This window comes from Shewanella sp. SM101 (assembly GCF_025654465.1).
Lineage (GTDB): Bacteria > Pseudomonadota > Gammaproteobacteria > Enterobacterales > Shewanellaceae > Shewanella > Shewanella oncorhynchi.
This window is the reverse complement of record NZ_JAKKRH010000052.1, coordinates 17,138-27,604: the sequence shown is the minus strand read 5'-3', so window position 1 is coordinate 27,604 and position 10,467 is coordinate 17,138. Positions and strand designations below refer to the sequence as shown.

Below are 10,467 nucleotides of genomic sequence, written 5' to 3'. Positions count from 1 at the left end.
GTCACGCGTTAAAGATAAAAGTGTGGATGATAAATACACGACAAGACAACAAGCCAGTGTGCCTATACTGGACAAGCTAAAAGCATGGCTTGAGCAGAACCAGCCAAATTTAGTGGGCAATACCAAACTAATTGAGGCGGCTAATTACCTGGCTAATCAATGGCACAAACTCATTCGCTATGTGGATGATGGACGACTCAGCATCGATAACAATAGAGCTGAACGTGCAGTAAAACCGTTTGTGATAGGYCGAAAAAATTGGTTATTTAGCCAAACGGCTAACGGTGCACATGCCAGTGCCGCCCTTTACAGTATTGTGGAAACCGCCAAAATAAATGGTCTAATCCCATTTGATTACATCATGGTTTGCCTTGATGAACTGTGTAAACCAGAACCCAATATCGATAGCTTGTTACCCTGGAATTTTAAACAGTAGGTGTGGTTCGCTAGACGGTTACCCCGGAGGCGTATCTGAGGAGCTATTGAGGTATTGATGGCATCACTACCGTCAGTCTCAGATGCAGTCAATGATGAGTCAAATTTATAGATATTGGTGCCGAAAACGCTCATTATCATTTGAGCAACAACGGTTTTATCAGAAGATAACAAGGGCATCGTTACCCCACCGTCCATAAACGCCTGATAAACAGAGTTATACTGCGACTTACTTGTGGTATTTGTCATGTTCGCGGCTTTAGAGTGACTGTTAATCGCGCTCACCTCGGCTCTAGCTGAGGCTTTTGAATCAAACCAACTGGACGATGATTCAGAGTAGTTTTGCCACATTTTACGATCAGATTTAACTTGTAAAGATGGAGCTTCTTTTTCTGCTAAATCCACCCATTCTTCACAATCCTTACTAATGTATTCATTGAGTGAATTAAGGCGCTTAGCTAAATCAGCAAGGATCGCATTGCAATCTGGGCAGAGCATCCCCATAGCCAATTGAAACGCATACATAGGAGCGGCGGCCGCAATTGACCGCGCCATTTGTACCAATTCTTCTCTTTTAATCAATGATAATGAGCCGCCAAAAAAATCTATTCCTTTGCAAGATGCTTGTAGATACGGCGCTCTTGCTGCGAGCACTTGCTCATTAACTGTTTTAATTCTGACAGATGCGCTACCGAGCGAAATACCATTGCGCCTTGCGCCTGAATATTGATTGATACCAGAACTAGCTGATAGCATTTCATCCCAAATGGAGCTAAGGCCCCCCGCTTCAACTGTACTCAGTGGCAAAGTTAGCAGTGTAATCAATGCTATTCTTCTCATTATTTGACATCCTCTGTAGCAGTGTCAGCGTCAGGTTTACCCAACATAAAATTACGCATTTTGTTAATGAGGTAATCGGGGTCGTCATACACACGTTCTGTATTTACCTTGGCCTCTGCGTCAGTCATGTAAACAGCGCGTACCTGTTTGACATTGTTAAGCTCGGACTCCGATATGATTTTCTCTTTGCTTGCTAAAGCAATGATCCTTTCTCCTAACGAATCCATACCAACCAACCCGGAACTCAACAAGAAATAATCACCTGTGTTGTTAGTTACATATAAAGTAGGCGTGGCTAATACATCGAATCTCTGAGCCATTTCGGAATTGGCTACACGGTAATCACCAAAAACATGAAAATCATCATTTGGTACTTTCCCTCCATCAATGGACACGGGCATGATTGTCCAGCCATATTCTTTCGCGAGGCGAATTAGGTAAGGAGTCTGTTTCGCACAGTAAGGACAGTTAGAGCTAAAAAAATAAATGAGCGTGGCTTTCTTGCCGATACTCTCAATGAGTTTCCATTGGTTTTCACTTTGAGTGCCTTTGAACGCCTGAAGTGATACATCGTTTTCGGGACGGCGCAACGACTCATCCAAATAAGGATCGAACATTTGCTCAGAAATATATGTCGCTGCGAACTGGTTAGCACGGTCGATGGCGGCACGTTGAATATACAGATAACGCTTTACGTCCTCTGGCCTACCGGTGTTAAGTGCTAACTCTTTAGCCTTGGGTAAATTCTCTTGGAACCATTTAACGCTCATGGCCTCAACGGAATTTTGTGGCTCATCTGTTTGTGCTTCGGCTTGCACAGGTGATGGCTTAGGCGGCTCAACTTTTTCAGGTATATCCTCTTTCGGAGGAAGCTCGTGCCAGTACCAACCGCGCTCACGTTGTTTGTAGAAGTTGTCGCTCGATTGAGTTGACGCCTGCTCAGCCACAACAGCCGTAGATGCCATTGCCGCGGCAATAAATATTGCACACCTTTTTAAATCAGCCATAACACACCTTTTTAATATAGTTACCTAACTATATCATAAAAAAATAGTAGAAAAACGCCGCATTAATAGCGGCGAAAATCCTATTTCAATCCATCAGAAAATCTCTGTCTGATCCAATATCAAAATCATCATCCATACTGTTAATAGGCACTTCGTGAGGTTCTTTATTGGATTCGCTAGACAGTTCAGCTACAGATTTTAAATCTGCATGTTGCTCATTAAGTGGGTTCAACTGAATGCTATTCATCGCTGAGAAGTTTTGTTGTCTTATGAGTAATCCAAACTCCATTAGTAACAAGATTTCTCGTGTTAGTGCTTTTGGGTTAAAGCTGGACAAATAATCGCAAAGGCGGGGGCTACTATCACTACTAATGCGAATGTGTCGCTCTATAAGTCTTGCCATAAAATGACGCCCCTTAATTCACTCGCCGCTGATTAAACTCGCCGCGAGCCAGAGCACCCTTAATGTACTGCTCACCAGCCGTTTGCAAACCGCGAGCAACGGAAGTTAAAGGATCAATGACGACCTCAATTTTATGGTGTGGAAAAGCCTTTTTAATGGCACCTAAATAAACTGATGCCGCGCCGCCAGAGACAAGAATCAGGTCTATATCTTGACCGTCACCTACCACGTTAACGACTGACGTTATCGCTTCATCACAAGTGGCAGTGATGGCACTTGTCACATCAAATTGATGCTCACACACAGGAAATGCCATCGTAGTGCCGTACAGCTTCAACGAACCAGTTATAAACGCTTGGTCTATTAATTCAGAACTAATACTTTTGAGGTTAAACTTTTCGGAAAGCTGAGTTTTTAGAGATAATTCAACTGCTGAAATTACTTTGGACATGCCAGTTTCTGAGTCGCCGGAGCGATTTTTGTTCACCTTAATGCCGGTTGAAGTAATGAAATCTAGGGTTAGATATCCCGGATCTATAACCAGTATGTTGAGGTTTTTACATGCCATATAACGCTCTGTACCACCCTCTCTTAAATAGCTCATTAATGCGCCTAGCGGCTGTTCAAAAACCAAGACACTTTTAATGCTAATTTTGCGCTTACCTGAACCGGAAATATCGTGAGTGCCGGTGTAAATTTTTATGAGTTCATTTTTGCGAGATAAAACGCTAACAGGCAGACCAAGAACCAGTACATCGATAACTAAATCGCCGGAACCTATAAACGAAAGCGAGCCGAGAAGGAGGGCCTTATATCGGTCACTGGTAAGAAAAGATTCAGTATTTAGCACTCTTACATTACGGGCACTTGAAGCTGTAACGTCAGCGCCAATTTCATACGTGATGCCATTTACATCGACTGTAACTACATCCCTTTCTTCACCCGAAATGCCAAGATTGATATCCGATTTAACGGGAATTGGCACCGATGGAAATGTTTTAATCTCATATTCGCCCGTAGCATTCTTGTGAACACTCGTTGTTGTACCGTAACCCACATCTACAGTTACTATCACTTGACTACTCATATTGCACTCCAACCCCAAACAAACCCCAAAATGGGGTTATTAATTAATTCTTTGCCTGCGCATAACAAGACTTTTTGCAGATAACGACAGGCCCGTCATATTCCAGTTAAAACAAACCCCAAATTGGTATTCAAATTTAAGGCTGAGCTATTAATGTTGGAATACCAAAACGATCCCAAATTGGGCCATATAATACACAATTATTTATTCGCACGCGATTTAATAATTGTGTATTATATTGGTGACATTTCCGACTACGTAACTAGATGATTTGCAGCATTATGACAAGGAATCACTCAACATCGGGGACGAACTGTAGTGATACGCGAGTTTGCGTATACAACAATAAGATGAAAGCAATTTTCAAAAAATATGCAGAAGTTGTCGTTTTTTTCAGGTTTCTAGTCTGTGAGTGATGACGATATTTAACAATGCAAAATTACACGCACAAAAAACACAATTTCGGGGACGAACTACAGACTGACAGCGTATCGCTTACAGAGGGATAGTGGTGTGTAGAGAAGTTATCACTGCTTTGCTCATGAGAATACAAGAGTTCGGTGACGAACTGAGGGCTTACAACTTCTCGCTTACAGAGGGCGGGCGGTGTGGAGGTTAGGTGTCTCAACTCTTTATGCAAAAACAAGAGTTCGGGGACGAACTGAAAACAAACTCGTTTTAGTTACGTAGCCGACATGCTGCATTGCGGTGACGAACAAACAGTAGGAAAACGATATGCAAGATTACGGCAAGCCCGGCGTCAAGAATCCGCAGGCTGATTTAGAACAGAAGTTGGGATATCAGATTTCCGACACGCTCAGAGTGGTCAGTTCTCAGATCGAGGCGGCACACTTTCAAGCCAAAGTGCTTGTAGATGATTACTGGCTGAAATGGCGATCATCTAATCGCGCCTTACGCACGGAGGGAGGAACATTTACTGGGGGGGAAATAGCACCAAGAGCATGTATCAAGAGCGATAAGATTTATCTTATATGGACACGATACAGGCCGGGGCGGGTTGGCAATGTAGGAAAGTCTTGGGGGGATGACATTAAGCCAACAGGGAGGGGCTACACAGTTGAACAGCTAACCCGAAAATCCCCGGATTGGGAGCGCAGAATGATTGAGCAAACAGAGACAAGGTTAGCGCCTCTGCGTGAAGTTTTAGACTGCTTGCATGATGCAAAAGTCAAGTTGAAAAGAATTGAACGTAAACAATCTTAATCTACTTAACAGCAAAAAACGGAGCTATACATGACTGACGAAAAAACGGTTAAAACACCAAAACCAACACAGATACGCGTCCCGCGCACCCAAACTGTTAGAGCACAACAACCACGTAAATTTATCTCAAAAAATGTGCAACTCAAAAGCAATACGGTACAGCAATTGTTTAGCAATGAGGTTCGGCAGAACAATATAAAAATGAGTATATCCCGCATTGCAGGGTTATTCGTACTGACCTCCAACAACAAAGAGGTTCGCGATCGTCTTGATACTTGGTTTGGAGCCGAACAAGAAGAAGTGGCTCGCCGCTGCACTTTGATTGAACAGGTCTATTCAAACGAAACCGAGGGCAATTACGGAGCTAACGATGATATGACCGTTATTACCCCTGACACATTTAGTGTCACCTTCCAAGTTGAACACCCTATCTACTGGCGCGTTATAGATGCGATCACTAAAACAGATGCGGCGATATCTCAAATTGAAAACCTATGGCTCTCTGGTGAGCTTTCAGAATCAATGAGCAATAGCACTCGTGGAATCGCAATTAACACAATGCAGAGGTTTTTTGGCAGACTTAGAACGGTCGCCACTGACTCTGCTAACCGAAAGGGCGGGATTTACTCGCTAGAAGATTACAACAAAATTATGCAAGCATTACGGGTAGTCTCTGAATCCAATGCGGAGGATGAGTTTTCCGATACAGATGGAGGTATAACACCTGACGCAGAAGCCACTAAGATCGCGGTGGGTGAATAATGGGAAAAATAGCCAAGCTGTTGAGTTTGGCTGTTCGCTCTTTTTTGCTGGATGGTAAATACCCTAGCAGAGACTCGGTGCGAATGGTTACGGGTGAGTCAAAGAAACCTGCACCAAATGTGGATGTTTTAGTGGATACATTTTACCCGCCAATAGCTGACGGGGTTGTCATTGTTAGTGCCGAACGAATCATTAAGGCCAATGACGACCTCATAGATATGACAGTTCGTGAGTTAGGGTTAACCGATATTCATAGAGCTAATTTCAATCCTGCGAACTTGTCAGACTACAACAAAATCTATAATTCGCAGACGTTGGTAATAAATGTAATAGCTAACTTCCTTAGCTATGTTCATCTTTTACCTGCTTCTGAAAACCATCACCACGCCGCTGTTGGCGGTCTCGCTCGTCACAGTCTTGAAGTCGCCCTTTTTTCATTAAGACACATGGCGTCAGTGGATATAAAAGAAACGAAATTTACTGATGAGTTACATAGTAAGAAAATACGTTGGTACTACGCCTCTTGGGTTGTCGGGTTAGTGCATGACATAGGTAAGTCCCTGCACGATATGTCGGTACGTTGTGGTGATTCAGTTTGGAACCCGCAGATAGAAAACATCTTTGAGTGGGCCACTCGCTGCAAAGCTCAGCGGTACGAAGTGACTTGGAATTATGCTGACCGGCACGGTAAGCATATTGGTTTAGCGTCCTCAATGCTTAATCAAATATTAACCAAAGAAGCTAAGCAATATCTGTTTAACACGCAAGACGACCTACAGGTGATTATTTACGAAACACTATCAGGCAGCATGGAAATAAACAATCCAATTAAGGCAGGTCTGAAAAAAGCCGAAGCTAGGTCTGTACATAAAGATATGCTGTGGCAGTGGGATAGACTCACCGGCGCTCGTAAGATGCCCCTTGAGGCTGCGTTTATTAAGCGGCTGCAAATGCTGCGGCGCATGTGGAAAACCAATGAGGAAAAAGCCGATATTTGGTGCCTAGGCGCCGAAGATGTGTACGTGTCTTACCCCTCAAGTTTTAACAAAGTAATGGCCTCACTTCAAGCCGATGGTTATAGCGTTCCAATGCAGGTCGGGAAAATGCTTGAAATGTTAGTGGATAGGCAGCTATTTGAACCGCTATTCGAGGACTACACAACAGGTCATTTATGGCCTGAATCTATTGGGAATGCTCAAGTAGGACCAATAAAAGTAGCCAAGCCTAAATGGGCCGGCATTGTGTATGGTGAGGACATATCACCACGGGGAGGCCACGGTAGAATCTCGCTGACTCGCGATGACTCGTTGATGATTCACTACGCGCCCACTGGATTAATTTCATTAACTGACACAAGAAAAACTAAGGAAGATGAGAAGTTAGACGCTAACGAAGAAGTGGCTATAGAAACCAATACAAACAACTCGGCCAGCTCTATTCATCACGAGCCTGAGCAGCAAGCAGAAAAAGATAAACCTGCTGATACAGAGCAAGGCAATGATGGTGTCAAGGCTAAGGCTAAGACTAAGCCATCAACAGCACCCAAGGGCAAAGCCAAGTCCGTTAATTCAGAGCAAAACAATACCGACACCCAAGCTGAAACTAGCCCGGAAACTAAGAAACAAGCAACTAGCAATAACGATGTCAGCACCAAACAAAGCAACGAAGTTCCAACGCCAAGTTGTGAAGATGATTTGATTCCGCCTGCGGAGGCTTTGCCTAAAAAACCGGATCACAAAGGAGTCGTATTTAAGAATTTTTCTGCCCATAACGAAAATGAAGCCGCTATAAAATCCCCCGTGGCTAAAGCTGAAATATATTCAGAAATAAAGCCTGAGACTGCCCTCTTACCCCCGAGTGTTGAATCGGCGCTACCGCACACAAAAACCACAATGGACATACTTGTAGATACATTGCTGTCGCACACTAACATCGAACGTCACCGCATGAAAGTGGCTAAAGACATTCTTGATTTAGATGTAACTGTCTTACCCGAGATTGAATCATCACTAGATATCGCCGGGCTAAAAGTGCCAGATATGATTAAGGCTTTAATGGATGAAAAGCTATTCATCACTGACGCGGAAACTCCACGAAAAATTATTAACGTGGTGAAAAAGGTCAAAGTTTACCAAATCAAATTAACCCTAGAGCAAAGTTTGAGGCTTACAGAAGAATCAACATCTAAGGAGGGGGATCTAGCCATCCATCCAAGCAATACATTAATGCCAGGGGAAAACATATCTTTGATAATGCCTGACATATATCCCCCCCACTCTGCCGCCGATAATGGGTCACTCGAAATTGAGGAAGAAACAGGAAATACACATTATCAATCAGAAAGTGAATACGGAAATTGGGACGAATATAGTTCTCAGTCAGTAACTAACAACGATGAACACTGTAGCGAAATCCGAACTCAGGATGACTTAGTTTCTCAGTCAGTAACTAACAACGATGAACACTATGGCGAAATTCGAACTCAGGATGACTTAGATACCACCCCTGCGTTTGCGGGAGGCTCTACTTCGTTACAGGGGTTAAAGAACGCGACAGGTAATACATCCCCTAAAGCCGAAAGCAAATATGACCGCGCATTACAGTCTTTCATTGGATGGGCTATGAGCTCATCTGGCAAAGCAGGTATTGACCATCGTCAAGGTCAATTACGAGTGCAAAGTTTTGTGTTAACCGCTTACGCGCAAGAAATAGAATTAACCAATAAGGATGCTAATTACCTCAAGCGACAAGCTGGTGATAGCGCAACGATTGACACTGACGCTAAACAAACAGTTTGGATGGTTTTTGATACAGCAGGAATAACTTATGAGTAGCAAAGGACAAACTAACGGCCTGTATATGGAAAACATGTACAGGCCAATATACGAGTTAAATTCCGCTTATGCTTGGTCGGGTGCTTCAACATTCACGATAGGCGCATGGGCTTTTCAGGGTGCATCAGGGCATAGCGTGTCAATTGTCGCCTTATCGGTTATTGCTGCTACGGCTGGCATGTCTGTTAAACGCTTACGGGATGCGCTGCCTCAAATCCGGCGACAAATAAAGTTAGTGTACAACTATCACTACCACATTAAAGCCGAGGCTTTATGGGAACTAGCTAAGACTCGCCTTGATAAAGCGTTTTTTGGTCGAGGTTTTGAGTGGACAATCACTGAGGCGAACCGAGCATACCAACTCAACGGTACTCGCCCTGAACATGCTAAGGGCTTCTTGCCTTGGGCCGTGCGTAGAGCGCTTAAAAAAACAGAGGAAGAAACCAAACGATTAGAAGGTAGACCTTGGATACAAGGTTGTGGTGATGAAAAAGACCTTTGGCTTGATTCATCACTGTTCTGGTCCCACAGTTTTTATACTGGCTTGCCCGGTTCGGGCAAGACAACGATGTTAACACTTAACAGCGTTGGAGCGTTATATCGCGGGAACTCGGTTTTAGTTTTAGATCCAAAGAATGACCACTTTTGGAAAACGCGACTGCAAGCCGAAGCCAAGAGAATAGGTGTGCCATTCTATTACTTCAATATTGCGGAACCGAGCAAGTCGGTAAGAATAGATCCACTGGTGAATTTCTCGGTGACAACTGAAATAGCGTCACGCTTAGCTAACGTGCTTGAGAAAGGGACCGGTAGCTCTGAGGGGTTCCGTTCTTATGCGTGGGATTCATTCTATGTCACTGCTGAGGCGTTGAGATTTACTGGTAGACGCCCGTCTATCAAGTTAGTCGCTGACTACATGCTGAACCGGAAAAGTGAACTAGCAACTGAGGCACTAAGCATCATCATGGCTAAGCACTATGGTAATGAGTGGCATACGAAAATGGCGAGTCAAATTATCGAAGAAGGTAGAGGCAGTTTGTTAGCTGGCTTGATTATGCGGTATCAACAGGTGTTAATACCTGACGACAAAGGCGAGGACGCAGTATCGAGTTTCATAGGTTTCGTGACGCACGATCAAAGCCATCAAAGCAAAATGCTCGCGACCACAAAGCCAATGCTCACAAAGCTAACAGCCTCACCACTGGATAAGATGTTAAGCCCCGATCCTAATGATACCGAAGATGAACGCCCAATCATTGATATAAAGAAATTTATAGATACGGGCGGCGTTCTCTATATTGCCACCGACTCATCAGGTAATGCCGATATTTCATCGGCGGTATCAAAACTCATAATGGAAGATACCTGTGCTTCTGCCGCGTCCCGCTACAACTATGAACAAGGCAAAGGTACTCGTGTTTCGGTGTTTGGCGATGAAATCCATTCTGCTCTATCTGAGGGTTTAATCAATTTGGCGGCAATGGGTCGTGGTGCAGGGTTTGAGCTACACCTATCAACTCAAGGTGTGCCCGATTTAATCGACAAAGCTGGCGAGGCAGTCGCTAACCGAATATTGTCGTTAACCGCTAACTGGTTTTGTTTGCGAGCCCGTGACGATATTACCCGAGAGAAATTCGCGGCCCTACTTCCTGAGTACCCAATTAAGACAAAACAATGGCAGTTATCCTCCAACACTGACTCTACAAGCAATCTTCATGAGTTTTCTGGCTCTGTGGGCGAGCGAATTATGGAAGCAGATAAGCCTGCATTCCCTCTGTCGCTGATGTCCGAACTACCAAAGTTGCAGTACGTGGCCCGACTAGCTAACGGGAAAACATATCAATGTCGCATACCAATTCTTATGTAAGGCTTTAA

The 10,467-nt window shown here is 43.9% G+C and carries 9 protein-coding genes; 5 read left to right on the top strand and 4 right to left on the bottom strand.

The window, feature by feature from the left end:
• A partial coding sequence (locus tag L5M38_RS20600; RefSeq protein WP_263180195.1) for an IS66 family transposase occupies nt 1–436 on the top strand: 436 nt, incomplete at its 5' end.
• On the opposite strand, the gene L5M38_RS20595 is transcribed toward L5M38_RS20600, so the two are convergent.
• From L5M38_RS20595 to L5M38_RS20580, 4 genes are all read right to left on the bottom strand, one after another.
• The gene (locus L5M38_RS20595; RefSeq protein ID WP_263180194.1) at nt 355–1,275 is read right to left on the bottom strand and encodes a conjugal transfer protein TraH; all 921 of its coding nucleotides are present in this window, start codon (nt 1,273–1,275) and stop codon (nt 355–357) included. The two genes, L5M38_RS20600 and L5M38_RS20595, sit on opposite strands and share 82 nt — an antisense overlap.
• Nucleotides 1,275–2,282: a conjugal transfer protein TraF gene (gene traF, locus L5M38_RS20590; RefSeq protein WP_014620369.1), complete on the bottom strand. Its 1,008-nt coding sequence runs from the start codon at nt 2,280–2,282 to the stop codon at nt 1,275–1,277. Before traF ends, L5M38_RS20595 begins: the two co-directional genes overlap by 1 nt.
• An 85-nt stretch (nt 2,283–2,367) precedes the next feature.
• On the bottom strand, nt 2,368–2,685 hold the full coding sequence (locus L5M38_RS20585; RefSeq protein ID WP_148258320.1) for a hypothetical protein: 318 nt from the start codon (nt 2,683–2,685) through the stop codon (nt 2,368–2,370).
• Nucleotides 2,686–2,698: 13 nt separating this feature from the next.
• Nucleotides 2,699–3,772, bottom strand: a complete 1,074-nt coding sequence (locus L5M38_RS20580; RefSeq protein WP_014620367.1) for a plasmid segregation protein ParM domain-containing protein — start codon at nt 3,770–3,772, stop codon at nt 2,699–2,701.
• 735 nt (nt 3,773–4,507) lie between these two features.
• Between L5M38_RS20580 and mobI the strand changes: the two genes are divergently transcribed.
• The 4 genes from mobI to traD are packed head-to-tail and all read left to right on the top strand — an operon-like array spanning nt 4,508 to nt 10,459.
• On the top strand, nt 4,508–4,996 hold the full coding sequence (mobI, locus tag L5M38_RS20575) for a conjugative transfer protein MobI(A/C) (RefSeq protein WP_014620366.1): 489 nt from the start codon (nt 4,508–4,510) through the stop codon (nt 4,994–4,996).
• A gap of 30 nt (nt 4,997–5,026) precedes the next feature.
• Nucleotides 5,027–5,758: a hypothetical protein gene (locus L5M38_RS20570; protein WP_263180193.1), complete on the top strand. Its 732-nt coding sequence runs from the start codon at nt 5,027–5,029 to the stop codon at nt 5,756–5,758.
• The gene (mobH, locus tag L5M38_RS20565; protein WP_263180192.1) at nt 5,758–8,592 is read left to right on the top strand and encodes a MobH family relaxase; all 2,835 of its coding nucleotides are present in this window, start codon (nt 5,758–5,760) and stop codon (nt 8,590–8,592) included. The genes L5M38_RS20570 and mobH overlap by 1 nt, the downstream gene beginning before the upstream one ends.
• The gene (traD, locus tag L5M38_RS20560; RefSeq protein ID WP_014620363.1) at nt 8,585–10,459 is read left to right on the top strand and encodes a conjugative transfer system coupling protein TraD; all 1,875 of its coding nucleotides are present in this window, start codon (nt 8,585–8,587) and stop codon (nt 10,457–10,459) included. Before mobH ends, traD begins: the two co-directional genes overlap by 8 nt.
• Nucleotides 10,460–10,467 lie beyond the last annotated feature (8 nt).

Bases quoted from the DNA above. Each gene is read 5' to 3' on its own strand.
- L5M38_RS20595 (WP_263180194.1), bottom strand. From the start codon at position 1,275: ATGAGAAGAATAGCATTGATTACACTGCTAACTTTGCCACTGAGTACA.
- traF (WP_014620369.1), bottom strand. From the start codon at position 2,282: ATGGCTGATTTAAAAAGGTGTGCAATATTTATTGCCGCGGCAATGGCA.
- L5M38_RS20585 (WP_148258320.1), bottom strand. From the start codon at position 2,685: ATGGCAAGACTTATAGAGCGACACATTCGCATTAGTAGTGATAGTAGC.
- L5M38_RS20580 (WP_014620367.1), bottom strand. From the start codon at position 3,772: ATGAGTAGTCAAGTGATAGTAACTGTAGATGTGGGTTACGGTACAACA.
- mobI (WP_014620366.1), top strand. From the start codon at position 4,508: ATGCAAGATTACGGCAAGCCCGGCGTCAAGAATCCGCAGGCTGATTTA.
- L5M38_RS20570 (WP_263180193.1), top strand. From the start codon at position 5,027: ATGACTGACGAAAAAACGGTTAAAACACCAAAACCAACACAGATACGC.
- mobH (WP_263180192.1), top strand. From the start codon at position 5,758: ATGGGAAAAATAGCCAAGCTGTTGAGTTTGGCTGTTCGCTCTTTTTTG.
- traD (WP_014620363.1), top strand. From the start codon at position 8,585: ATGAGTAGCAAAGGACAAACTAACGGCCTGTATATGGAAAACATGTAC.